Origin of the sequence: Flavobacterium sp. (assembly GCF_017744675.1) — a bacterium.
In the GTDB taxonomy this organism is placed as follows: Bacteria; Bacteroidota; Bacteroidia; order Flavobacteriales; family Flavobacteriaceae; genus Flavobacterium.
This window is the reverse complement of sequence record NZ_JAGIAV010000004.1, coordinates 535,802-561,419: the sequence shown is the minus strand read 5'-3', so window position 1 is coordinate 561,419 and position 25,618 is coordinate 535,802. Positions and strand designations below refer to the sequence as shown.

Annotated in this window: 21 protein-coding genes; 8 read left to right on the top strand and 13 right to left on the bottom strand. The window is 35.1% G+C overall.

The window, feature by feature from the left end; translation table 11 throughout:
• Nucleotide 1: 1 nt before the first annotated feature.
• On the bottom strand, nucleotides 2–712 hold the full coding sequence (locus tag J7574_RS12750; RefSeq protein WP_290968769.1) for an ABC transporter ATP-binding protein: 711 nt from the start codon (nucleotides 710–712) through the stop codon (nucleotides 2–4).
• Nucleotides 713–997: 285 nt separating this feature from the next.
• Here J7574_RS12750 and J7574_RS12745 point away from each other — a divergent pair, with 285 nt between their 5' ends.
• From J7574_RS12745 to J7574_RS12730, 4 genes are all read left to right on the top strand, one after another.
• Nucleotides 998–2,347, top strand: coding sequence for a sigma-54 dependent transcriptional regulator (locus J7574_RS12745; protein WP_290968766.1), 1,350 nt, complete (start codon nucleotides 998–1,000; stop codon nucleotides 2,345–2,347).
• Between the two features lie 2 nt (nucleotides 2,348–2,349).
• On the top strand, nucleotides 2,350–3,684 hold the full coding sequence (locus tag J7574_RS12740; RefSeq protein ID WP_290968763.1) for a PAS domain-containing sensor histidine kinase: 1,335 nt from the start codon (nucleotides 2,350–2,352) through the stop codon (nucleotides 3,682–3,684).
• A 107-nt stretch (nucleotides 3,685–3,791) separates the two neighbouring features.
• Entirely contained in the window at nucleotides 3,792–4,388 is a 597-nt protein-coding gene (locus tag J7574_RS12735) for a biliverdin-producing heme oxygenase (RefSeq protein WP_290968761.1), read from the top strand.
• A 4-nt stretch (nucleotides 4,389–4,392) separates the two neighbouring features.
• Nucleotides 4,393–6,669: an ATP-binding protein gene (locus tag J7574_RS12730; RefSeq protein WP_290968758.1), complete on the top strand. Its 2,277-nt coding sequence runs from the start codon at nucleotides 4,393–4,395 to the stop codon at nucleotides 6,667–6,669.
• A 315-nt stretch (nucleotides 6,670–6,984) separates the two neighbouring features.
• Here J7574_RS12730 and J7574_RS12725 read toward each other — a convergent pair whose 3' ends face one another.
• The gene (locus J7574_RS12725; RefSeq protein WP_290968755.1) at nucleotides 6,985–7,872 is read right to left on the bottom strand and encodes a DMT family transporter; all 888 of its coding nucleotides are present in this window, start codon (nucleotides 7,870–7,872) and stop codon (nucleotides 6,985–6,987) included.
• Nucleotide 7,873: 1 nt separating this feature from the next.
• Nucleotides 7,874–8,395 carry a GNAT family N-acetyltransferase gene (locus tag J7574_RS12720; RefSeq protein WP_290968752.1) on the bottom strand — a complete coding sequence of 174 codons (522 nt, stop codon included), beginning with the start codon at nucleotides 8,393–8,395 and terminating at the stop codon, nucleotides 7,874–7,876.
• Nucleotides 8,396–8,458: 63 nt separating this feature from the next.
• On the opposite strand from J7574_RS12720, the gene J7574_RS12715 reads away from it, so the two are divergent.
• Nucleotides 8,459–9,322 carry a LysR family transcriptional regulator gene (locus J7574_RS12715; RefSeq protein WP_290968749.1) on the top strand — a complete coding sequence of 288 codons (864 nt, stop codon included), beginning with the start codon at nucleotides 8,459–8,461 and terminating at the stop codon, nucleotides 9,320–9,322.
• 3 nt (nucleotides 9,323–9,325) lie between these two features.
• Here the strand turns inward: J7574_RS12715 and J7574_RS12710 are convergent, their stop codons facing one another.
• The 7 genes from J7574_RS12710 to J7574_RS12680 all read right to left on the bottom strand — a co-directional run bounded on the left by J7574_RS12710 (nucleotide 9,326) and on the right by J7574_RS12680 (nucleotide 18,494).
• On the bottom strand, nucleotides 9,326–9,772 hold the full coding sequence (locus tag J7574_RS12710; protein ID WP_290968747.1) for a GNAT family N-acetyltransferase: 447 nt from the start codon (nucleotides 9,770–9,772) through the stop codon (nucleotides 9,326–9,328).
• Between the two features lie 680 nt (nucleotides 9,773–10,452).
• Entirely contained in the window at nucleotides 10,453–10,779 is a 327-nt protein-coding gene (locus tag J7574_RS12705) for a multidrug efflux SMR transporter (protein ID WP_026728926.1), read from the bottom strand.
• A gap of 267 nt (nucleotides 10,780–11,046) precedes the next feature.
• Entirely contained in the window at nucleotides 11,047–11,607 is a 561-nt protein-coding gene (locus J7574_RS12700) for a Crp/Fnr family transcriptional regulator (protein ID WP_290968738.1), read from the bottom strand.
• A 400-nt stretch (nucleotides 11,608–12,007) separates the two neighbouring features.
• Nucleotides 12,008–13,498: a TolC family protein gene (locus tag J7574_RS12695; protein WP_290968735.1), complete on the bottom strand. Its 1,491-nt coding sequence runs from the start codon at nucleotides 13,496–13,498 to the stop codon at nucleotides 12,008–12,010.
• A gap of 139 nt (nucleotides 13,499–13,637) precedes the next feature.
• The gene (locus tag J7574_RS12690; RefSeq protein ID WP_290968733.1) at nucleotides 13,638–16,754 is read right to left on the bottom strand and encodes an efflux RND transporter permease subunit; all 3,117 of its coding nucleotides are present in this window, start codon (nucleotides 16,752–16,754) and stop codon (nucleotides 13,638–13,640) included.
• A 50-nt stretch (nucleotides 16,755–16,804) separates the two neighbouring features.
• Nucleotides 16,805–17,899, bottom strand: a complete 1,095-nt coding sequence (locus J7574_RS12685; protein ID WP_290968730.1) for an efflux RND transporter periplasmic adaptor subunit — start codon at nucleotides 17,897–17,899, stop codon at nucleotides 16,805–16,807.
• A gap of 235 nt (nucleotides 17,900–18,134) precedes the next feature.
• Complete coding sequence (locus tag J7574_RS12680) at nucleotides 18,135–18,494, bottom strand: hypothetical protein (protein WP_290968727.1); 360 nt, start codon at nucleotides 18,492–18,494, stop codon at nucleotides 18,135–18,137.
• A 324-nt stretch (nucleotides 18,495–18,818) separates the two neighbouring features.
• Between J7574_RS12680 and J7574_RS12675 the strand changes: the two genes are divergently transcribed.
• From J7574_RS12675 to J7574_RS12665, 3 genes are all read left to right on the top strand, one after another.
• Complete coding sequence (locus tag J7574_RS12675) at nucleotides 18,819–19,214, top strand: hypothetical protein (protein ID WP_290968725.1); 396 nt, start codon at nucleotides 18,819–18,821, stop codon at nucleotides 19,212–19,214.
• Between the two features lie 275 nt (nucleotides 19,215–19,489).
• Nucleotides 19,490–20,056 (top strand): hypothetical protein, encoded by a 567-nt coding sequence (locus J7574_RS12670; protein WP_290968723.1) that lies wholly within the window; start codon nucleotides 19,490–19,492, stop codon nucleotides 20,054–20,056.
• Nucleotides 20,057–20,540: 484 nt separating this feature from the next.
• Nucleotides 20,541–21,230 (top strand): hypothetical protein, encoded by a 690-nt coding sequence (locus J7574_RS12665; RefSeq protein WP_290968721.1) that lies wholly within the window; start codon nucleotides 20,541–20,543, stop codon nucleotides 21,228–21,230.
• Here J7574_RS12665 and J7574_RS12660 read toward each other — a convergent pair.
• The 3 genes from J7574_RS12660 to zwf all read right to left on the bottom strand — a co-directional run bounded on the left by J7574_RS12660 (nucleotide 21,214) and on the right by zwf (nucleotide 25,598).
• Entirely contained in the window at nucleotides 21,214–22,938 is a 1,725-nt protein-coding gene (locus J7574_RS12660) for a hypothetical protein (protein WP_290968719.1), read from the bottom strand. The genes J7574_RS12665 and J7574_RS12660 overlap by 17 nt on opposite strands.
• A gap of 430 nt (nucleotides 22,939–23,368) precedes the next feature.
• Nucleotides 23,369–24,085 carry a 6-phosphogluconolactonase gene (pgl, locus tag J7574_RS12655; protein WP_290968718.1) on the bottom strand — a complete coding sequence of 239 codons (717 nt, stop codon included), beginning with the start codon at nucleotides 24,083–24,085 and terminating at the stop codon, nucleotides 23,369–23,371.
• Nucleotides 24,069–25,598 carry a glucose-6-phosphate dehydrogenase gene (gene zwf / locus J7574_RS12650; RefSeq protein ID WP_290968716.1) on the bottom strand — a complete coding sequence of 510 codons (1,530 nt, stop codon included), beginning with the start codon at nucleotides 25,596–25,598 and terminating at the stop codon, nucleotides 24,069–24,071. The genes pgl and zwf overlap by 17 nt, the downstream gene beginning before the upstream one ends.
• Nucleotides 25,599–25,618 lie beyond the last annotated feature (20 nt).

Genomic DNA, 25,618 nt, shown 5'->3' with positions numbered 1-25,618 from the left:
TCTAGTTTTTGGCATTTACAAGAACATCCACATTTCTATGATTCACTTTTTCTGAAAGAATCACGCCATCTTTCATAAAAATGGTTTTTTGCGAAAAAGAAGCATCGTAATCAGAGTGCGTAACCATCAGGATAGTCGATCCGCTAGCGTGAAGATCGGTTAGTAATTCCATTACCTCATTTCCGTTTTTACTGTCTAGATTTCCTGTTGGCTCATCGGCCAAAATAATTTTCGGATTATTGATTAAAGCTCTTGCTACGGCTACACGCTGCTGTTGTCCGCCTGAAAGCTGTTGAGGAAAATGTTTTAATCTATGAGCGATTCCTAAAATTTTTGCTATCTCATTTACACGAGATTTTCTTTCGGCAGAAGGAACATTAGCATAAATCAAAGGCAGTTCGATATTGTCGAAAACCGATAATTCATCAATTAAATTGAAGTTCTGGAAAATGAATCCGATGTTTTCTTTTCTAGCTTGCGATTTTTGTTTTTCCTTCAAACCCACCATTTCTTGGCCAAGAAGATCATAGCTTCCGCTAGAAGCACTGTCTAAAAGTCCGATAATGTTCAGTAAAGTCGATTTTCCGCTTCCTGATGGTCCCATAATAGAAACGAAATCGCCTTGGTTGATCGTTAACGAAATTTCGCTTAATGCTTTGGTTTCTAATTCCTCAGTTCTAAATACTTTTGAAAGTTTTGTAATGGTAATCATAATGGACTGTTTTTGGTTTTTGATTGATTTTCTTTTAAAATTTTTATGCCTTCGGAATGGAAAGAAACAAGTCTGAAAATTAAGATAAAATATTTTTAAATTATCGCTATTTATTTGGTTATTTGTACTTCCGAAAGCTGTTAATTATTAATGATTTACAAGTTCTATTGTGATTTTCGTGCCAATAAATTAAAGCTTATAATCGCCTTGTTTTTAAGGGATTATTTTTCGAAATAAAATTGAACTGTCCATTAATGGACACCTTTCGTCCAAAACCGAACAAAAATGAAAAAGACCAACGCTTCTATTTTAATCATCGATGATCAAGAAGACATCCTTTTTGCGTCAAAAGTTTATCTGAAAAAGTATTTTGAAAACATATATACGCTCAATAATCCAAAAAATATTGTTGAATTATTGTCTAAAAATGCCATTGATGTAGTTTTGTTGGACATGAATTACCGATTGGGATTTGAAGATGGGAGAGAAGGTTTGTATTTGCTGAAAGAAATAAAAACGCTTTCGCCCAAAACAGTTGTGATTTTAATGACGGCTTTTGGAAAAGTAGAAACCGCTGTTGAAGGTTTAAAATCGGGTGCTTTTGATTATATCTTGAAACCTTGGGAAAATAAAAAACTCTTAGAATCGGTTAAACAAGCGGTAGATAAAGCAAGAAAAGAACAAAAGAAAAACAAGGAAATCGAGATTAAGGAGGAATTTTTTGTTGGAAGTTCTGAAATTATAAAAAAGGCGTATTCGCTAGCGGATAAAGTGGCGAAAACGGATGCGAATGTGTTGATTTTGGGCGAAAATGGTACTGGGAAATTTGTTATGGCACATCACATCCATTCGCAATCGGAAAGGAAAAATCAGCCGTTTGTTGCAGTAGATTTGGGTTCTTTAAATTCGAATATTTTTGAAAGTGAGTTATTTGGTTATGCCAAAGGCGCTTTTACCGATGCCAAAACCGATACAGCGGGACGTTTTGAGATGGCGCAAAATGGTACTATTTTCTTGGATGAAATAGGAAATGTACCGCTTCATTTGCAATCAAAACTGCTTCAAGTTATTCAGACGAAAACCGTAACGCGATTAGGAGAAACCAAAGCAAGACCTTTGAATGTGCGCATCATAACGGCAACCAATTTGAATTTAAAACTAGAAGTTGCCGACAAAAACTTCCGTGAAGACTTGTATTATCGTATAAACACGATGGAAATTGTTTTGCCTCCGCTAAGAGAACGACACGAAGATAAAATTCCGCTTGCCGAATATCTTTTGGATAAAATGATTGAAAAATACGGTCGTGACGAAATTGTTTTTGACAAAAAAGTCTTGGAACAAATTGAAAGACACGCTTGGAACGGAAACATTCGCGAAATGGAAAATAAGATCGAACGCGCTGTTATTCTTTGTGAAAATAATACGATTACCGTGTCTGATTTGGACTTGGAAACTATAACGCCTTACGAAGAAAATCCAGACGATATACAGCTTTCTTCGGTTGAGAAAGCTACGGTTGAAAAAGCGCTTCTTAAAAATAACAACAATATTAGCAAAACCGCTGAAGAATTAGGTTTGTCAAGAGGTGCGCTATATAGACGTTTAGAAAAGTTTAATATCAATATCGGCTAGCTATGTTGAAAACGTTAGAAACCTATAAACTCCTTTTTCTTCGATTGATTTTTATCGTGATCGGAATTGAGTTGTCGCTTTACTTTTTTAGAATTGGTTTGCTGTTTACCGGAATATTTGGCCTTTGCATGGTTTTTCTGCTTGGTCGTGAAATGTATTTTTATGTCCGAAACCTGGTTTTGGTTTACAACAAAACCATTTCTTCGATTTTGCAGCATGATTTTAGTTCCGATTTTTCCAAACATAAATTCAATAGCACTTATAACGAATTGTTCCATTTGTATGAAGTGCTAAAAAACAAGCAAAACGAGCAAGTAACAAGAGATATTATTTATCGTTCGATTTTAAATAATATAGAATCAGGTGTCATTATTTTACAGAAACAAGAATCTGATTGGAGTATTTTTTTAATGAATGATTATTTTTCGAGTCATTTTAATGTTTCGAAGGTTTCTAAATGGAAATATCTTAAAAATCAGCTCCCCGCTTTATGCGAAATCATTGAGAAAGATGATTTTCATGAAATTAAAACTTCAATAGAAATCAGTATAAATGAGCAAAGCAGACAAACATTTGTTTTACAGGCATCAAGAACCGAAATTTTTGAACAGGATTATTTTATTGTTTTGCTCGATTCGATTCAGAATGTGGTCGAGAAAAAAGAGAAAGACGCATGGATTAATTTGATGAAAGTGATTTCTCATGAATTGCTGAATTCTATAACGCCAATTCGTTCGATCTGTCAAAATTTAGAAGATGTAGTAGAGCAAGATTCGCTTTCATCAGAAGATTTAGAAGACATTAAACACAGCGTGCAAACCATGTTGAGGCGAAGCGATCATTTGCAGAAATTTGTTGAAGGATATCGAAAACTCGCCATGTTGCCTTCACCAAAGAAAGAAAAAATAGAATTACAGCATTTGGTCGAAAACTGCATTCAAATCATGAGTCCGTTATTCAAAAAAAACAACATTGAAGTTACAAATTCAGTTACTCAAAACTATTGGATAAATATCGATTCTCAGCAAACAGAACAAGTACTGATTAATTTGTTGACAAATTCGATTAATGCTTTAGAAAATAAAGATTCCAAACAAATTTCGATTTCGGCGGAAGCCAAAAACAACCGCGTTTTTATAAGAGTTATAGACAACGGAAGAGGAATCGAAAAGGAAATTGAAGACAAAATATTTCTTCCTTTTTATACCACAAGAACTGAAGGCGCTGGAATTGGCTTGACTTTATCCAAAAATATTATAGAAGCGCACGGCGGTTATATTTCTCATCGAAATGAAAACGGAAAAACGATTTTTGAAATTTCTTTGATTGAAGATTGATTTGAATTTTGCAAAGGAAATGTTTTAACATACAGCTAATAATTTTTGTTTAAATTTGTGAGGAGGAGTTGCCAAATTGACTCTCGATAATAAAGAATATTACACACATGAGTACAAATACAACTTCTGCTATAGCTTCTAGTTTTCTTAATGATTTAAAAACACAAACGTCTGATTCTCATAAGAAATTAGAAGAACTTCCAGTGTCTATGTCGATTATGTCGCCAGATATGAAAATCGAAGATTACAGGTATTATTTAAGTTTAATGCATGATGTGCATAACGATACAGAGGGACTTATTTTTCCTTTTTTCGCAAATGCAATTGAAGATCTGGAACAAAGAAGAAAGAAACATCTTATAGAAAATGATCTTTTATTTCTGAATGCTCCAAAAATGAATTCGGAAAAAGTTTTTGAAACACAAGGAATTTCAGTTCCATTTGCTTTAGGAATTTTATATGTCGTAGAAGGTTCAACACTTGGCGGAAGATTTATTTTGAAAAATGTTTCTAAATTTCCAGAACTTTCAGGAGTACAAGGCGTTTCTTATTTTAACGGTTATGGAGAAAAAACAGGAAGCTTTTGGAAATCTTTCCTTAATTTTCTTTCAGAGTACGAACAAGAGCATAATTGCGGAGATGAGATTATAGAAGGAGCAATATTTGCTTTTGATAGTATTTATAAGCATTTTGAGGGCAGATAAGACAATGAAAATTAGAGATATAGTCAATCGAGATCTTGTTACGTTAACCAATTGCGAACATGAACCTATACATATTCCAGGAAAAATTCAGCCTCATGGCTTTTTACTTGGTATTACGCAAGATTGGAAAATAGATTTTTGTACAGAAAATGTTGCTGTATATTTTGATATTTCCCACATTCAGATGTTAGGAAAAGATTTTGTAACCATTTTTGGCTCCATTGCACAAGAAGAAATATTGGCCTATATAAAAGGAGATGAAGTTCAAGATGCTTTTCCGCTTGAGATCGAACTGCTCGGAAAATTATTCCAAATCAATATTCATGTTAGTGATGGCATTTTTGTTCTAGAAGCCGAATTACTGTTTGCAGATAGAGAAAAATTGGCCGATGCTTACAAACAGACGATTCAGTTTGTTAGTCAAATGAATAAAACGAAATCTCTTAAAGATTTATGTGCTCTTGTTGCAAAAGGAACTCGTGAAATAACGGGTTATGACCGTGTAATGATTTACCGTTTTGATGAACAATATAACGGTGAAGTCTTTGCAGAAGATTGCCGAGAAGATCTAGAACCTTTTTTAGGACTTCATTATCCTCATACTGATATTCCTGCTCAAGCTCGTGAGTTATACATTAGAAATCAGCTTAGACTGATTGTTGATATTAATTACGAGCCAGTTCCAATTTATACGGTTGATGATAAAGAAGGAAAAAATCTAGATTTAAGCCTTTCCATCTTAAGAAGCACTTCTCCAATTCACGTAGAATATCTTAAAAATATTGGAGTAGGAGCCACCTTGACCATTTCTCTTATCCATCATGGAAAATTATGGGGGTTAATTGCCTGTCATCATTATTCAGAAAAAAATATATCTCCAGAAATTCGATTAGCCGCAAAACTCCAAGGGCAGTTTATCACTTCTCAAATTGATATTAGGCAATCTAATGATGAGTACATCAGCGCACAAAATACGATTTTAGCATTAGAACAATTAAATGCGCTTGATCTTCCTATTTTACAAAAATCATTAGAGACGATAATTGCTGCACCACAACTTTTAGAGATCTGTAACGCTGCAGGAGTGTCCATCATTTCTAGAAATAAAGTTTATAAAAATGGTCAGACACCAAATGACGAACAGATTTTCAGTTTAATTGAAAAAATTGCCAGTAAGAATATAACTGAAATTTTCTCAACCAATAAAATCAGCGATTATTTTCCTGAATTTGCTAAAGACGAGAATTTTGCTGGAATTATCTATCATTCTCTAGGAAATAGCGATCATATCATATGGTTTAGGCCAGAGACTATTTCTGAAATACATTGGGGAGGAGATCCTGAAAAGAGCATTGTTAAAGATAGTAACGGACTTCATCCTAGAAATTCATTTAATATTTGGAAACAGATCGTAAATAATCAAAGTAATGTTTGGAGATCGTATGAAATTAATGCGGCGGCGCAATATGCTCATACTTTGCAGAATCAGCTTATTTTAATAATGCTTAGTGAAGAAGAGGAAAAATATCGAAACCAAAGTGAAGTATTAAAAGAAACCAATTCAGAGCTCGAAAACATAAACTGGATTAGTACGCATGATTTGCAGGAACCGTTGCGTAAAATTCAGCTCATTACTTCGAAAATGCTTTCTGAGTTGGATGTTATTTCTACAGAATCGATTTCCAATTCGTTAGAGCGAGTTTCAAAATCGGCCAATAGGATGAGCGGTTTATTAGAGGATATTTTAAAATATACTCGTATAAAAAATAATAGAGATGCTTTAGATAGTGTAGATTTGAATGAAGTGCTGCAATCTGTTCTCAAGGAAATGAACGAATCTATTACAGAAAATAACGCTGTAATCGAATATGAAAACCTTCCAGAGGTTCATGCAATAACTTTTTTGATGAAACAGCTGTTTACCAATATCATTCAGAATTCTTTAAAATATGGATCTCCAGAGAGAAATACGAAAATTAAAATTACAGCTTCTCAAGAACCAGTAATTATTAGTAATCTATTTAAAGTATATTGCCATTGGGTTCGTTTTTCTGATAACGGAATTGGTTTTGAACAGCAGTATGAAAAATCGATCTTTAAAATATTTACTAGACTCCATCCTCAGGAACAATATACCGGTTCAGGAATAGGTCTTGCTTTGTGTAAAAAAATAATGCAGGCTATTGGCGGAGATATTTATGCCCAAGGAAAACCAGGAGAAGGAACGGATATTATTATCTATTTTCCCTGCGATCCTAAAGATACGCTTCTGCCTTTGTAAAAGATAACAATCTAATTGCAGGAATTTAAACACATAGAAACATAGTTTTTCTTTCTTTAAAAGGAGATTGAAAGAAACTAGTTTCTAACACATAGATATTGTTGCATCTTTTCTACGCTAGAACTTTGTCAAAGTTTCAAACTTTGACAAAGTTTTCGAAAAAAAAGGTTTTTTCAAAAGTATTTAAAACAAGCCAGAAGTTTTTGGGATTGCAGATTTCGAATTTGGTTTACGATGTAACCTATGTGTATTCAAACAAGTGAAACGCCTTTACACATTCCAATAAACTATGTTTCTATGTGTTAAAATTTCGACTTAGTTTTTACGAATAAAAAGCTTCAATCTTTCACTTTTAAAATTCACTTCTGAGATAATGGTAGCAGAAAAAATCAAAGTTCCGCCCAAAAGCAGGCGCCACGAAAGATTTTCTCCTAAAATAAAGAAAGCTCCAATTGCTCCAAAAACAGGTTCAAACAAATAAATAACCGCTACACGTTCTGCTGATAAATAACGCTGTGAAATGTTAGAAACGGTATACATAAAAGCCGTAGAGAACAAAGCGCAATAAATGGATCCAAACCAAAATGTGTTGTCTTTTGGGAACCAAACAGCTTGCGAATCGGTAAGTGCTATACAAAAAGTAAACAAAGCACAGAATCCAAACATCGGAACGATAGAGTACAAAAGATTTTTGGCAGCCGAATGTTTTTCTACAGAAATCAAATAAACAGCAAAGGCAAATGCGCCCGAAATAGTGAATAAATCACCAACGTTTATAGTAAATTTATCTGTTATAGCAATAATAAATAATCCCGTTAACGCAGTTAGAGCCGCAATCCAGATCTTTAACGGTGTATTGGTTCTGTAGATCGCCAATTTTAACATCGGAATAATAATTACCGTCAATCCTGCGATGAAAGAACATTGCGAAGCGTCGGTATATTTGAGCGCAGTAGTTTGTAACTGAATCCCTAAAAACATGGGAACAGCAAGCAGAAACCCTGTTTTAATTGCTTCTCGATTGATGTCTTTAACATATTTCCAAAAAACAATGCTCAATACAAACACAGCTAAAAAGAAACGGTAAAATAAAAAAATATTGAGCGAATAGTGGCCAATTGCCATTTTGGTAACCGAGTACGAAACTCCCCAAAAGGCAGTGCCCAAAATTAGTAAGAACAATAAAAGCTGTCTTCTTTCCATTTTAAGTTAAGTTTTTTTTCATCATTAAATCGGTCTGTTCGTCGTTGCCTAATCTGAAAATATGCGTGTCAAATTGCACAAAACCATTTTTGGTGTAGAAACTCAGCGCTCTGAAATTCTTCTCCCAAACGCCCAACCACATGTAGCTTGCTTTAATTTCTTCGGCAATTTTTTCTGCTTGAGTGTATAAGGCTTGAGCCACTTTTTTACCATGAAATTCTTTTGCCACATAAATGCGTTCAATTTCCAAAGCATCTAAATCTTCTTTTTCTGTTTGAGCATCAGCTATGTTTAATTTCAGATAACCAACGACTTTTTCGTCCGAAACAGCCAAATAAAAATAGGAAGCGGGATTTTTCAATTCGGCAGTTAGTTTTGCTGTAGCAAAACTTTCTTCCAAGTATTTTTTCATGTTGTCCTCACTGTTTAGATCGGCAAAAGTTTCAGAAAAAGTTTGTCTGCCAATCGATTGCAGTTTTAAAACATCATCTATTGTTGCTTTGGTTATTTTTAGCGTATTCATTTTTTGTTTCTTTAATGCGTTAAAAGCTGTTTTTTGTTTTTAATAAATGCGTAAATTGCATCAATGGATTTACAGCAGATAAAATATTTTTTGGCCTTGGCCCGCGAACTTCATTTCTGGAACACTGCCGGAAAAATGAATATTACACAATCAGCACTCAGCCGTCAGATTCAGTCTTTGGAGAATCAGCTTGGCGTACAGCTGTTTGAGCGTAACAAACGCAATGTCAAACTTACAGCGGCCGGCCAATTCTTAAAAGAAAAATGGGAGGTAGAATTGAGTAAATTAGAATTTATCCATCAATCTGCCCGCCAGATTCAGTTAGGAGAGAGCGGCACCATTACCATTTCTCATCCCGATTCTATTTCAGCTTCTCTTATGCCCGAAATTTTATCTCGTATTTCTGATGCTTATCCGAAACTTAAAATCAAACTGGTTCAGGTTATTTATGAGAATCAGCAGGATTTTCTTCGCAATTATAAAATCGATTTGGCTATTACGAGAGATATCAATAATGCTAAGGATATTCAATCCCAAAAAATCTATACCGATCACCTAGCCATTGTCGTTCCCGAAAATCATCCGTATCGAACTCCAGAAGATCTAACCAAAGAAACGCTTGCTTCTCAAAAGTTTATTTTGCCAACTAACGATGAAGGAAGCAGTTACAGCGACCTTATACAAAGGTTATTCAATTCTTTAGAGAATGCTCCAGAAGCCTATCTTCATTCTGAATTTGGCTCTTCTATTATTGCTTTGGTTCGAAAAGGACTCGGAATTGCAATTTTACCCGATTCGTATGTTTTTCATGAAATTCCTGGAATCCGATTTATCAAATTGCCAATGGAAACCGATTTATACATCAATTGGCGAACCGAAGAACATAATCCTGTGTTGGCCAACGTTCTGAAATTGATCGTTCCTTAAATCTTATGCTCGAAGCATTTTGATGTGCGGAATTCCGTCTTCGTCATAAACTTCGCCTTGTTCTGCAAATCCGAGCGATTGGTAAAATTTTGATAAATGATACTGCGCACTGATTTTGATTGGAGCTTTTCCAAACTTTTCTTCACAGCCTGCTATTGAAGCTTCCATTAGTTTTTTTCCTAAACCTAATCCGCGATGCGTTCTTGCAATTACCACTCTTCCGATCGAAATCTCATGGTAAGAAACTCCAGCAGGAAGTAAACGTGTTACACCTGCTAACTCGTTATCAACGAAATACAACAAATGAAAACCTTTCTGGTCTTTATTGTCTAAATCGAGATAAGGGCAGTTTTGTTCGACTACAAAAACGTCACATCTCAAACGAAGCATATCATACAATTCGTGATTGGTTAATTCGTTAAAAGATTTAATGGAATGGCTGAATGTCATTTTTATTTTGGCTTTAATTTTTGACAAAGATAAAACGGAGAATAATGTAGTAAAATGCTATTTTTTTATCATGTGATGCTGAAAGTGCATTAATGTTTTTTGATTTTCAAATTTTTAAAATTCCAAATTCCAAAACTGAAAAAAGTAAATTCCAAAATTTAAATTGCTTCGCCTATTCGCTATCGCTCGAGTCTAAATCCCAAAATACGGAACCCAAGGTTGAAACCTTGGGCTATGTTTTAAATGTTTTTGAGAGATCTTGTTTGCGTAAACTTTGTCAAAGTTTCAAACTTTGACAAAGTTCTGCCAACAGTTTGCCATTCCGACGGAGGAGGAATCATGTGGATTTTTGTCATTCCGAGGAACGAGGAATCTCACGCGGGATTCGACAAAGATTGAAAAAATCACTTTGCGGAATTTCTAGTGAGATTCCTCCTCCGTCGGAATGATAAGTTTGCGTGGATATTGCCTGCGCATAGCCTATGTGTTAGAAACTAGTTTCTTTCAATTTCCTTTTAAGAGGCAGAAATTCTATGTTTCTATGCGTTTAAAAAACAAAAAAACTTTGTCAAAGTTTTGAACTTTGACAAAGTTGAATATAACAATATTAAAAGTTTCAAGTTTCAGGATTTAAGTTAAGGAACGTGAAACCTGAAACCTGAAACAAAAAAAATATATTATCAGTGCGAAACCGCTTTTAAACCCACAATAGAACCAACTAAAGTGGCTAAGAAGAACAATCTCCAGAAAGCAGCTGGTTCTTTAAAAACAAAGATTCCGACCAAGACAGTTCCAACCGCTCCAATTCCTGTCCAAACTGCGTAGGCTGTTCCTAGTGGTAGCGTTTCTGTAGCTTTCATTAATAAAAGCATACTTACTGTTAAAGATATAAAGAAGCCAATATACCAATAGTACATTTCGGTTCCGGTTGTGGCTTTTGCTTTTCCAAGACATGAAGCGAAGGCTACTTCAAATAAGCCTGCGATGATTAATATAATCCAGTTCATAGTGTTAAATTTTGTGGTGCAAAGTTCTTTTATGGAAATCAGAAATAATTTAACAAATGATAAAAAATCAATTTATTTTAGGTTATCAGGTAATATTGAAAAAGATTTCATTCAAGAAGGAAAATCCAATTTAATCTGCTAGAATCTTTTGTAATCTGCGTGAAATACTTTTGCGCATGATTTTTTCACGCAGATTTTTATAGATTTAAGCAGATTTGCTCAGATTTAAATTTAATCGTTGGATAAATTTAAAAAATCACCTAGTGGTTATTTCAATTCAGCTCGAATTCTGCTTAGGCTGACTTGGGTAATCCCTAAATAAGAAGCAATATGACCTAATTGCACTCTTTGAAGCAATACAGGATGATCTTTCAGCAATTCTAAATATCTTTCAGAAGCATTTTTGAATTGCTTAGAAATCAAGCGTTCTTCGGTTTTAATTAATTCTTTTTCTGCAAATTTTCTTCCCCAATTGGCAATGTGAACGTCTTCGTTAAAGAGCTTTCTCAGATTTTCAGTTTTGAGTTCGTACAATTCGCAGTCTTCCAAAAGTTCTATAGTTTCGTAACCAGGCAAATCTTCCACATAACTTCTCATCGAAATTACAGTTTCACCTTCTTTCCCAAACCAAAAAGTCACTTCATTGTCACGTTCTACATACGCTCTTACTAATCCTTTTTTTATAAAATAAATATTCGGTTCTATTTTGTTGGCTTTTAGTAAAATATGCCCTTTAGCGAAAGCAATTTCGGAGACATTATTTTGCAACGCCAATTTTGACTGTTCTGGAAGTTCGTATATATGGTCAAGGATTTTGGAAATATCCATTTTTTGTTTTTTGGAATAAAGATAATAGTTGTTAAGCGTAACCGAAAAATTTCGATAAAAAAAACAATAGCTTTCGTGCGGAAGGGCATAAAAATTAACGCAAAGTTCGCAAAGACATTTTTATTCTCAGACTAATCCTAATCGATATTTTAAGTTCGCAAAGCTTTGTGCAGACATAGCTTTGCGAACTTTTTCATTTTAATGATTTAAAAAAAACTTTGCGCACTTTGCGTAAAATCTTTTGCGGTAAAATATATGACTTTTATCGATGTGTTAAAAATAATTTAGTGCTATGGGTCATGTTTTAATAAAAAAATCCCATTTCAATTTGAAATGGGATATAAAACAGCCTCTGCGATGAGCTATTATAAACAGAAGCTATTTTTGACCAACATATAAACTAATTTATTCCTCCGCCTAAAGCTTTATAAAGCAATACTTGTGAGTTTGCATTTCGAAGCTGGATATCAACAAAATCAAGTTCGGCCTGCAATTTATTTTTTTGTGCATTGATGATCTCCAGATAATTGGCATAACCACTCAAATACAAATCATTTGAGACATTTACGGCAATTTCGAGATGGTCAATTTCGTTTAATTTGTATTTTAAAACATCTTCATAAGCCTGATTTCTATGCAGTAAAGCACTTAACTCGTTGAAAGCTGTTGTAACGGTATTTTGATATTGAAGAAATGAAATTTCTTGTCTTCTATTCGAAACATAAAATTCCTGTTTAATCTGACCTTTATTGAAAACTGGAGCCGTCAAACCGCCTAATAACTGCCAAGCAAAAGAACCAGCATCAAAAAAAGTGTTGAACGAAAACGAATTGAAACCTGCATATCCGCCCAAGTTTACAGTAGGAAAGAAGGCAGCACGAGCCGATTTTGCATCTGCATTACTAGCTAATAATTCGAAATAAGCTTCAGAAACATCTGGTCGTTTGTGAATGATAGAATCGACGCTGATTTTTTGGTTTAAAACTTCTAAATGTCCAGATAAGAAATCATTGCTTCTGTCGATTTTTCCACCATAATCGCCTAAAAGCGTTAATAGCGCTTTTTCCGTTTGATCGATGCTTAATTTTAATTCTGAAGCTTCAGCGTGAATGTTATTGTTTTGTGCATTAAACTGTTGTACAGCCAATTCTGTAGCTTTTCCAACCGATCTTTGTGCGGAAACGATATCAAGTGCTCTTTCTTGCGTTTTTAAGTTTTTATCGTAAATCGCGGCTTGTTTGTCTAAAGCAATCAATTTGAAATACAAGTCGGCAACATCTCCAAAAAGTCGTGTCTGCAACAAACGCATTCCCTGCTGAGAAGCAAAAAATCGCTGTTGCGCTGCTTTTTTACGATTGCTTAGTTTTCCCCAAATGTCGGCTTCCCAAGACACTTTCGCTCCTAAAAAATAGTTTGGTGAAAGCTTTTCATTGATTTTTTGTTTTTCGGTAATATTCTGAGAAAAGTTGGTGTCAAAGTTTCCAACGCCTTCCATCGTATATTTTCCGTAATGCGTTCCAGAAACATCTGCCACAAGATCTAATGAGGGAAGAAGTGCTAATTTGGCCACTTTTAAATGCGAATTGGCAATTAAAATTCTTTCTTGCATGATTAAATAATCAGGATTTTTGGCAATGGCTTTTTTTAGTAATTCTTCTAATTTCGGATCTTTAAAAAAGGTTTCTGTTTTTAACGGAATAAAAGGCTGAGCTTCATTTGAAGCTTCTTTTTTCTCCATGTCAAAATTCTCTGGAAGCTTTGCCGCATCTAGTTTAGTACTGACTTTTGGTGCAGAACAAGCTGTTATAAGTAAAACTCCAGTTAGTATAACGGCGTTTTTGATTGTCCTTATCACATCAGTATTTTTATATTGATTTAATATGTCTTTCATTGTTTAATTTATTTTATTCAATCTGCATTTTTAACACATAGTCCCAATACATCGGAATCCACTAAATAAAGTGAAACATCTTTATAATTTTTTGAAACCTATTATTGGGAATGGATCTATGTGCTTAAAAAAATATGCATTAAGATTTACTCATTCGTTTTTCCAATTTTGCAAACAGTATGTAAAGTCCTGGAATAATTAAAAGACCAAATACAGTTCCTATTAACATTCCGCCCGCAGCAGCTGTTCCAATCGAACGGTTACCAATTGCACCTGCACCAGAAGCGATACACAACGGAATCAATCCTGAAATAAAGGCAAAAGAGGTCATCAAAATAGGACGGAAACGAAGTCTAGCTCCTTCAATCGCGGCTTCGACAATATCACGTCCGAGTTTGTTCTGCGCCATGGCGAATTCGACAATCAGAATGGCATTCTTGGCGAGCAGACCAATTAGCATGACGAGTGCCACTTGGGCATAAATATTATTGTCCAATCCCACCATTACGAGCGCGATGTAAGAACCGAAAACTCCAACAGGCAAACTCAATAATACAGGGAACGGAAGCAATAAACTTTCGTATTGTGCGGCCAATAATAAGTATACGAAAAGTATACAAAGCGCAAAAATGTAGATCGTTTGGTTACCCGAAAGAATCTCTTCACGTGTCATCCCCGACCATTCTAGTTCGAAACGGCTTGGCAATTTTTCTGCAGCGATTCTTTCAACGGCAGCAATTGCTTCTCCAGAACTATAGCCTTCAGCAGGTTCACCATTAATCATAGCCGACATGTACATGTTGTAACGCGTTAAAACTTCTGGGCCATAAACTCTTTCTAATTTGATGAAAGTAGAAAAGGGAACCATTTCGCCTGCGTCATTTTTCAAATACATATCCAAAATACTTTCTGGATTTTGACGGAATTGAGGACTTGCCTGAACCATTACTTTATACATTTGAGAGAAACGGATAAAATTGGTTGCATAAAAAGAACCTAGCATGGTCTGTAAAGTGCTCATGGCGTTATCGACAGAAATTCCTTTTTTGGCCGCCAAATCGTAATCAATATGAATTAAATATTGCGGGAAAGTAGCATCAAAGCTCGAGAAGGAATTCTGAATTTCTGGTGAAGCGTTTAATTCTTTGAGAAACTCTTTAGTTACTTTATCAGTATTGGTGATGCTTCCTCCAGATTTATCCAGCAAACGAAGTTCAAAACCACTCGTGTTACCAAAACCAGGAACGGTTGGCGGAGCAAAAATCTCAATTTGCGCGTCGGTAATGTTTTTTGTTTTTTCTGTTAGTTCTGCCATAAATTCGGTAACCGAAATATCACGTTCACTCCAGTCTTTCAAGTTGATCATTCCCATTCCGTACGAAGCTCCAGCGATTTCCGTTACAATGCTGTATCCTGCAAGAGTCGTAACGTTGTCGACACCTTTAATTCCTTGCGCAATTTTGGTTACTTCGTCCAACGCTTTTTCAGTACGTTCTACGGTTGCTCCTTGCGGAGTGGTAACACTCACGTAAACCATTCCCTGATCTTCCGTCGGGATAAACCCTGATGCTAAAAAGCGAGTTGTTCCCCAAGTTAAAACACAAAACAGCACTAATAAACCAACGGTAACTGTATTACGATTAGCAAATATTACCAATACTTTGATGTATTTTGAAGTGATATTATCAAACCAATGGTTAAATCTGTGGAAGAAACGATCTAAAAGTGATTTTTTCTCTTTATTTGGATCATGCGGTTTCAGCATAATGGCACAAAGGGCAGGAGTAAGCGTAAGAGCATTAATACCCGAAATCACTATACTAATGGCCATTGTTAATGAGAACTGTCGGTAGAAAACCCCAACTGGACCACTCAAAAAGGCAACCGGAATAAATACGGCAGCCATTACAATCGTAATCGCGATAACGGCACCTGTAATTTCTTTCATAGCGCTGATTGTCGCGTCCATTGGCGACATATGTTCTTCGGAAATTTTGACGTGAACGGCTTCGACAACGACAATCGCGTTATCGACCACAATTCCGATCGAAAGGACTAAAGCGAAAAGCGTCAATAAGTTGATCGAGAATCCCATCATCGACATAAAGGTAAACGAACCGATAAGTGCGACGGGAACGGCTAATACGGGAATTAAAGTCGATCTCCAATCTTGAAGGAAAAGAAAAACTACAAATGCTACTAAAATAAAGGCTTCGACCAAAGTTCTTAGTACTTCATGAATCGAAGCGTCAAGGAAACGCGATACGTCATACGCAATGTTGAATTCCATTCCAGGAGGAAAAGAAGAAGCTTTCAACTCTGCCATTTTTTCTTTTACACTTGCAATAACTTCAGAAGCGTTCGAACCTGGACGCTGTTTCAACATGATGGATGCAGAAGGTTTTCCGTCGGTTTTAGAAACCATTCCGTAGCTCATGGCACCAAATTCTATTTTCGAAATGTCTTCTAATCTTAAAATAGTTCCATCTGGATTGGCTCTTAAGGGAATTTCTTCGTACTGACTTGGTTCAAAGAACTTTCCGCCATATTTAATTACATATTGCAGCTGATTGTTCATTTGGCCAGAACCTTCACCCACTTTACCTGGCGCAGCAGAAATGTTTTGTTTTTGAAGCGAATTAATCACTTCATTTGCCGAAATATTATATGAAAGCATCTTTTCTGGATCGAGCCAGACACGCATCGAATATTCTTTTTGTCCCATGATTTCGGCACGACCGACACCATCAATACGTTTTAATTCCTGAAGAATATTAATATCGGTAAAGTTGAAGATAAACTGCTCATCCTGAGTTTTGTCGGTACTTGTAATGTTCAAGTACATCAGCATACTGTTTACTTCTTTTTCGGTGGTAACTCCGGCACGAATTACCTCTTCTGGAAGTTCGTCCAGAATCGTGGTAACTCTGTTCTGCACGTTTACGGCGGCCAAATCGGGATCGGTTCCTACTTCGAAGAAAACCTGAATTAAAGTCAAACCATCATTGGAAGTTACGGTTGACATATAGGTCATTCCTGGAACTCCATTTATAGCTCTTTCGAGCGGAAGGGCAACGGCATTGGCCGAAACCTCTGCATTTGCTCCTGTATATTTTGCTGTAACGGTTACAGACGGTGGTACAATGTCTGGGAATTGGGTAATGGGAAGCTGAAACAATGCCAGCAATCCCAGAAGGACTATCATAACCGAGATGATTAATGACAATATTTTCCTTCTGATAAATAATTCTATCATTTTGAATTTTTTAGATAAATAATTAAATAACGGTTTTACAGGTCGATAACCTACATCTGTTTCATGTTAATTTTATCGCCGTCTCTCAATGATTGCGTACCTTCTTGTACAATTAGGTCGTCGCTTTTTAGTCCATCATTTAAGATGTACACATCATCTAGAGTGGTTTCAATTTTAACATTCGTCATTTTAACTACTCCATCTTTGTTCACGCGAAAAACGTATTGTTTGTCTTGAATAGAAAAAACTGCTTTCTGCGGAATTAAAATTGCATTGGTTTTGGGTTCTGAAATAATCAGTTTTCCAGAAGTTCCGTGTTTGATAAATCCTTGCGGATTATGAAATTTTGCTTTGTATTGGATAGAACCGGTCTGTCTGTCGATTTCTCCGTCAGCAGTTCTTAATTCTCCTTTTTGGTCGTAAACTTGTCCGTTTGGCAATACTAGTTTAATATCGCCTTGCGTGTTTAAGGTCTTGTCTTCCATCATTTGGAAATAGGTATTCTCAGGAATCGAGAAATAGGCATACACATAGTCGAGTTGAGAAACAGTGGTTAACAATGAACCGTTTTCTACTAAACTACCTTCTTTGAACGGAATACGGTCAATCGTTCCGTCAAATGGCGCGCGTATGGTGGTAAAACTAATCTGCTGTTCAATTGCTTTTCGTTCTGCTACGGCGTGAGCTACTTTCGCGGAAGCGGCTTCATATTTTGCTTTGGATAATTCTAATTCTTTGTCTGCAATTACTTTTTTATTGAAAAGCATTTGTGCTTGTTCCAGTTCAACAGTTGCAATTCTCAAATCGGCTTTTGAGCTTTTGTAAACGGCTTCGGCTTTTAGCAATTGAATCTGAAGTTCAACATCGCTTATTTTGAAAAGGATTTGTCCTTTTTTTACTTTTTGTCCTTCGCTTACATAAACTTTATCTAGTAAACCGGGGATACGAACGTGAATTTCTACATTGTTTTTAGCATGCACATCGGCAACAAATTTGCTCGAAACTATAGTGTCTTTTACCGTAACCTTGTAAACAGGAAACGTTTTAATATTTTTTGAATCTTTTTTTGATTTATCTCCGCACGAGACTAAAACAAATAAAGCCAAGGTGCATAAAAGAAATTTATTTTTATAAATGCTCATCATTAGGTTTAAATTTTTGAATAAATAGATTTTCTCCCTTGATACTGAAATAGTGGGAGTATGAATTTGGATTTTGTTTTCGATAACGATCGAAACAAAAAAAAAATGGAATTCGGATTGCTTCTTTTTTAGAAAAGCACCGTTTAGAAATGTTTTTATAGCAATAACGGTTCAATTGCGTATGCAAATGAGAAATTGTTCTAGAAACCAGAATATAAAAACGTCAAAAATTTAAAGCCTAGAAAAGTTGGTATAAGTGAAGATGAGGATGCCTCTCGATGTGGTATATTGAAGCTATACCATAAATTAAAGTCTCTTTGAAGAGCTTGAAGTTTACTAAATTGCTGAGATACGGAGCTTTGATCGTACTTTGTTCTAAAGTAGTCGCTCTGCATTTCATTTTCTTTTTGAGCTTGTAATGAACTTCTAGATTTTTAGAAGAAGAAAAGTCAGTAGAGAAAATCTGCGTATCGTCTGCTGCAACACTGTCTAAGGTAATGCAACTGCTAGCATGTAATATCGGCTGATACGTTTCGGTGCCTCTAAAAAAGCAAAGCAGCGAAAGTAAAACGACATATATAAACTTAGCAGGTTTCATTTACAGTACAGCAGATTATAAAATAGTCCTTAGAAAAGAGGATTAATTATTCTTTAAAGTGCGCCAAATATAGTAATTTGAAAAATAAGGTTTCTTAATTTTTTTCTAAAACCATTGAGATTTTAAGATTTGATAATATTTTATATTGATTTTTAGGGGATTGGTTTTTTTAGTGATTTCTTTATTAATAAGTTGGTATTGATTGGAAATGGAGAATTCAGCCTTGAATTGGAAAGTTGCACATTTTTTTGTCCCAAAAAGTTGTCTTTGCATTGGATATTAAGTTACTTTTAATTGAATATTTAAATTTTCTAAATGTGTCTTATGATATCAAATGTTCTTAGAGCAATAAAATTAATATGTGTTTTTATATCTGCTTTGCTATTTTTTAATTGTAATAAAAAGAGTGATTCAATTACTATAACAATACATTCAATTGATAGCAAAACGAAATTGCCAAGACTTAAAACTTTTGATACGATGGAAGTAAGGAAAGAAGGATTTGGTTTTATAAAAAAGACTTTTAAAAAAGTGGCAGAATACACAACAGATTCTACAGGTTCAGTTAAAATTATGCTTGATGGAACAGAAGGATATAACTTTTTGCTTCGCGGACCCAATATTTATGGTTCTGCAGAATTTTCAGAAGCATTTACTAAGGAAAAATTAAAAGATGGTCAAGAGGTGAATATAGAGGTTATTTCTCTTGAAGGTAGATAACTTGTATTCGTTTTAAAAGTCAGAGACTTTTTAGACGTTTTGTGTTTTTAAGAAGTATTAGAGGTTGCGCAAAGGCGGAGACATTTACGCAGCGCGCTCATAAGGAAAATTTTGGAGAGCTAGGACATTTGCGCAGCGGTAGCAAGGAAGACATTGAAGAGCTCGGGTGTTATTAATGGGTATAAAGTTTTTTTTGAAATAGGTATAAGACCATCTGTATCAGGTAGAACAGAAGCTATATAGCATAGATTTTTTAATCCAGTAAAAAGATGATAATGATAATTGATGTAAGTTTTCAAAGTAGTTATAGTTTAGAAGTTTTAGAAAAACTTGGGACAGAGGAGAGATATTACTATCCCAGTGGAGTATCACATGGAGGAAAAGACGGATTGATTGTGAAAGTTACTCATTCAAAAGGCGAATCGTGGATTGGGGTGTTTGCTTTTGGTGAAATAAGCTATAAAGGTTTATATGGAGTTTATACTACACCTAATCCAGATAAGTTTTGTGTAATATCAAGAGGAGCAGGTTATATTGTTTCATCTTTGAATCCAAATGACTGGGAGGAAGTAGATTTCATACCTATTATCGATGTTCGTTCTATCAAGTCCCAAAGCATTATAGTGTTCGCTGATTTTACTGATTTGATAGCCTATGGTGAAAATGGAATTAAATGGCATACAGAGCGTGTGGCTCATGATAGCTTTAAAATAACAGAGGTAACAGATAGGTATTTGAGAGGCCAATTTTGGAATATCCGTAATGAAGCTAATGAAACATTTGAAATAGATCTTTTGTCTGGTTCTCAAGTCGGAGGGAGGAATCAAAGAAATATGAAATAACCAAATAATAAGGGTAGTGTTACAGATTAGGCGTTTCTATAACTTAATCACTTAACTAGCTAAAAATAGGATTAGATTTTAATTGTTGAATAAAAAAAGGGACGACTAGCAGGTTGTCTCTTTCATATTTTGTTTTTTTAATAAAGTTAAAATACGTTTACTTTACTCCGCTCTGCAAAAAGTTCTAAAACTGAAAAGCTGCGCAAATGTCTCCGACTTTGAGCATTTTTTTTGTACTGAGAAATTATGAACGTGATAAAAGTCTTCGACTTTTTACGATTAGTTCTTAAAAATTTAATAAGTAAGAAAAATGCGTGCTTTTGAATTAAAAATCAAATGAAAGAAGGCTATGTTATTCGAGATCAAAAATTGTATAAGATGACGCAAAGTCGGAGACATTTGCGCAGCGGTAGCAAGGAAGACATTGAAGAGCTCGTTACAGTACAAGAGCAACATTAAATAATATTTATCAAATTTTTAGTGTATGGAAACCATAAAAAAAATAGTCTTAATGTGTATGTTTTTTATAGTAAACTATATAGCTGGTCAAAATAAAAATGAATTAACAAAAGAAAAGGAAGCATTTTTAATTGGAATGTTTAATCATTTTAGTGGTGATCTTTATATTCCTGAGCATCCGGTACTAAAAAACAGATTGACATTCTTTTTAGGGGGCAAGCAAGAAATGCTTAAAATTTTTAAAGAGAGCATTTCTTTATATGCAGAAGAAACCGGTTTTAAATATTCGTTTCAACAGAACGATTTTCTGGAATTATACAATTTGAGTTCATTCAATCCTTTTGAAAAGTATTATAAAATAGTTGATCAAAATCAGTTTTATGATGATTCAAAAAATGATAAAGAATATAAAGTTTATTCATTGGTATTAAATAAAAGCGCTTTCAAAGAAAATAAGGTAAAATTAGCATTTCTAGTAGGAGCTTTTTTAAATAGTGGCAAATCAGTTTCGGATAACGAATTATTTTATAGAGGAAATCCAAAGTATATAGATTTTGTAACAAGACTCTTAAAAGATATGAAATTTTCTATAATTAAAATAGAGTCGCCTAAAAAAGAGACTGCGGGAGCTCTTAAAACAATATTCTTTAAACCAACAGATGAGTTCAAGCAAATCTTGAAAAATTATAATGCAATGCTCACTCCAAAATACTAGAAGAAGCCACAATCTTCACATCGGCATATTGCCAAGCATCATCAAAAGAGGTTTTAATTTTTAAAGCCTCTTTTTCTTTTTTCTGTAGGGTTAAAGCATTATGAAGTCCGATTAGGGCAAAGCCGTTTTTTGGAAGTGTTTTTAAATCTTGTCTGTAGATTTTTTCGGCTTCGGCATATTTTCCAGCTTTAAGCAAAACAGTGCCTAAATAATGTCTTACAGAGAAAAACCAATCTGGAGGTTCGTTGTAGTTTAAGTGATCTTCGATTTCTATAGCTTTGTTTAAAAGCATGATTGCCTTATCTAAATGGTTCTTTTTGGCTTCAACTCCTGCTGAAAGAACGTTATTGGAAATTTGAACCAAATTGTATGTTGTATTGATATTCCAAATGGTAACGTCTTTTAAAGTTTTGTCTTTGGCTAATTCGTTGAGAGAAGCAAGCTGTTTTTCGGCATTGGCAATATCATTTTTTCCCAAATAAGCCATTCCTTTCGCATAATGCCAAATTGCGTTTGGATAAATAAGATCGTCATCAGGTTGCGGAATCTCCATAATCTTGTCCCACATCGAGAATTTTACAGCTATGTAATACGGAATACTGTAATAATGCTGTAAAGTTCCCCAACCGGCTTCGCGCATAACTGTAGGAGACATGTGCTGCTGTAATAGCAATGCAGATTTCCAAGCCAATTGAGATTTTCCTTCTAATGCTGCCGTTGCGGTTAAAAAATGATAATTGTGCGGATAATAGGCGAGAGGATAAGCGCCTTGCGCATTACAAGCAGTCGAGTAAAGACTATCAATTTTAATGGCTTCAATGTTGGAAAGTGTGCCTTCATGATAATCTCCTGTGCGAATGTAAATATGAGAAGGCATATGAACCAAATGTCCAGAACCTGGAACTAAAGTTTCAAGTAATTTAGCACTTTTGAGTCCGTTTTCTGGATGTGCAGAAGCCTCAACAGCATGAACTAAAAAATGATGTGCGCCAGGATGCTTCGGATTCTTTTTGATTAATTCGTTTAAAACGGCTAATATTTGCGGAGTCCATTTTTTCGGAACGTAAGTGTCTTTTTCATATAAATCCCACGGATGCAGATTCATTAAAGATTCGGCATAAAGCGCTCCTACATCTGGATCTGATGAAAATTTAAGATACACCTTTTTCATTGCCGCGGCGTAAGCGCTGTCTAATGGCTTTCTGTCCGAAGGCGGATTTTTAGCATATCGTACAGACAAAGCATCAATCATAGCAATTTCCAGAGGTGTGCATTTTGCCGTAAGTTTTTTAGCTTTTTGAACGGCATCATAAGCACGCTGAAAATTGTCTTCTTCCATTCCCGCATTGTAATTCGGACCTAAGACATAAGCAAAGCCCCAATACGCCATGGCGCAATTTGGATCTAAACGACTGGCTTCATAAAATGATCTTGCCGCTTCGGCATGGTTAAATCCGTAAGCCAGCATTAATCCTTGATTGAAATATTCCTGCGCTTCTGGATTGTTGGTAGTAATTTTAAACGAAATCCCTTCAAGTCCTTTAAACTTTGGTGCTTTTTTATTTTGCGTGTACCAATCCTTATCATTCGTTTTCGGAATGTAACAGCCTTGTGTGGCATTAACTTTAACAGATTTTGGCTCTGTGTTTTTATCTTTACAACCAACCAAAAGAAGAAAAACACCAATTAGGAAGTAATTAAATTTCATTGCAAAATGTAATAAAATTGGATAATCAGTGTAAAAGCCTTGTAAGTAGAATGATTTAGATGATTCGGAGAGTATTAAACAAAATTAAGTAAAAAATGAATGTAATTTGTTTAAATTGTTGTTTTTCAGTGTTCTATTGTTTTTATATGCTTTGTCTATATTTTAAAGTTTCGCGCAGATTAAAAAAGATTTAAGCCGATTCCGCGGATTTTTTTTGAAATTTCATCTGCCATATCTGCGAGAGAAAATAAAAAAGTTATGCATTGGCTACAAACTTTCCTCCCGCAGATTTAGCAGATTGTGCAGATTTTTTTTAAAATTTCATCTGCTAGATCTGCCAAATCTGCGAGAGGATAAAAAAATAAAGAAAATAAAAAAGGTTTACACTTTTCAGCATAAACCTCAATTTCTATAGTTATAAAACAATTTCTTAGTTTGTTCCTGCAGCAGCTTTGTCTACTAAAAACAATAATTCGCCAGAAACAGGTTTAATCAATTGCATTGGATATAAAGTCGGATTGTACGCTCCAGTTGTAACTTCTTTCAAAGCATGAGTTTTCTTTTCTCCGAAAGCTACAACCACAATTTTTTCTGCTTTATTGATTAACGGAGCAGTAAGCGTAATGCGATACATTTTTTGCGGAGCCAAATAATAAGCGTCAACCCATTTGGTTTGTTCTTCTAAAACCGCTTCACCTGGAAAAAGAGAAGCCGTGTGTCCGTCATCTCCCATACCTAATAAAATCAGGTCAAATTTTCCTTCTTCGCCTAAAATATTTCTAACCGATTGCTCGTAAGTCGCCGCATATTCTTCAGGAGTTACGCCGTCTTTGTACATTTCGAAGATGTTCTCTTGCGGAATAGGAACGTGGCTTAATAAGGTTGAATAAGACATTTTTGCATTACTCAAATCATCATTTAACGGAACCCATCTTTCATCGCCCCAAAAAATATAAACTTTACTCCAGTCAATTTTGTTTTTGTAAGCATCAGAAGCCAATAATTTGTAAATTCCTGCAGGAGACGAACCTCCTGTAAGAACAGCTGTAAATTTGCCTTTTGCAGCAATTGCTTTTTCTGCAGATGCAACAAAAAGATCTGCAGCTGTAGTATTAATTTCTTCTGTATTATTATAAATCTGTATCATTTAAAACTTCTTCTTTTGTTTGTGTATTCGGAATCCATTTGTGGCCTTGGCGCGCTAACAATTCGTCGGCTTCTTCTGGTCCCCAGCTTCCTGCTTTATAATTAGGGAAATTGGTTGGAGGCGTTGTTTTCCAAACTTGCTGAATAGTATCAATTGCATCCCAAGCTTCTTCCACCTGATCCCAACGCATAAATAGAGTTGGATCTCCTGCCAAAGCATCTGCAATCAAGGTTTCGTATGCTTCTGGCGACATAGTTGAGCACGCAAAATAGTCGAAAACCATTTCTGCTGGCCTTAAAGACATGGATAAGCCTGGTTTTTTGGTCATAAATTGCAGTTTAATATCCATTGCAGGCTGAATGTTGATGATTAGTCTATTTGGTGTCATTCCTTCTTTTCCGTAAGAGAATGCAGAATGCGGAACGGGTTTAAACTGAATAATGATTGAAGACTGTTTTTCTTCCATTCTTTTTCCTGAACGCAAGTAGAACGGAATTCCCTGCCATCTCCAGTTGTCCAAATAAATTTTCATTGCCACATACGTTTCGGTATTAGAATCTGGTGCAATGCCTTTGTCTTGACGGTAACCCGGAACTGGAACTCCTTTTATTTCTCCAGCATCGTACTGACCTCTTACGATATAATGATCTACTTCTTCTGGTTTGATTCGGCGAATAGATTTCAAAACATCTGCTTTTCGATTACGAATGTCATCTGCATTTAAAGAAGCAGGCGCTTCCATCGCTGTCATACATAAAATCTGAAGCAAGTGATTCTGAATCATATCTTTTAAAGCTCCAACACCTTCGTAGAATCCGCCTCGCTCTTCAACGCCAACTTCTTCTGCAACGGTAATTTGGACGAAATCAATAAAATTACGGCTCCATAAAGGTTCAAACATGGAGTTTCCAAAACGGAAAGCCAAAATATTCTGAACGGTTTCTTTTCCTAAATAGTGGTCGATTCTGTAAATCTGCTCTTCTTTGAACGTTTGCGAAAGCATTTCATTCAACTCAATCGCAGAAGCTTTATCATAACCAAAAGGTTTTTCGATAATGATACGATCTTGTTTCGGATTTGCAGCAAGTCCGATTTTTTTGATATTGCTCGAAATTGTCGAAATGAAAGAAGGTGTAATCGAAAGATAGAAAAGACGATTAGCGCGTTCGCCAAAAGCCAAATCAAAATTGTTGATTTTCTCGTTTAATCCTATGTATGATTCTTCTTTGTCAATATCAAGACTGTGGTAGGTGATGTGCGAAAGAAATTTTTCCGTTTCTGGATCATCAATTCCTTTTTTTCTTGAAAAAAGAGTAAGGTTTTCAGCCACATAAGCACGAAAATCTTCATTGGTTTTTTCAGCTCTTCCAAGAGCGATAATCTGAAACTTTTCAGACATGCGTCCGTCAAGATACAGATTTTGAAAAGCGGGAAAGAGCTTTCTCTTTGCCAAATCTCCGGTTCCTCCAAAAATTACTATAATTGTTGGATTCTTTAGTTTATTTTTAGTCATTGTTGTAGTTGTGTTGCTTT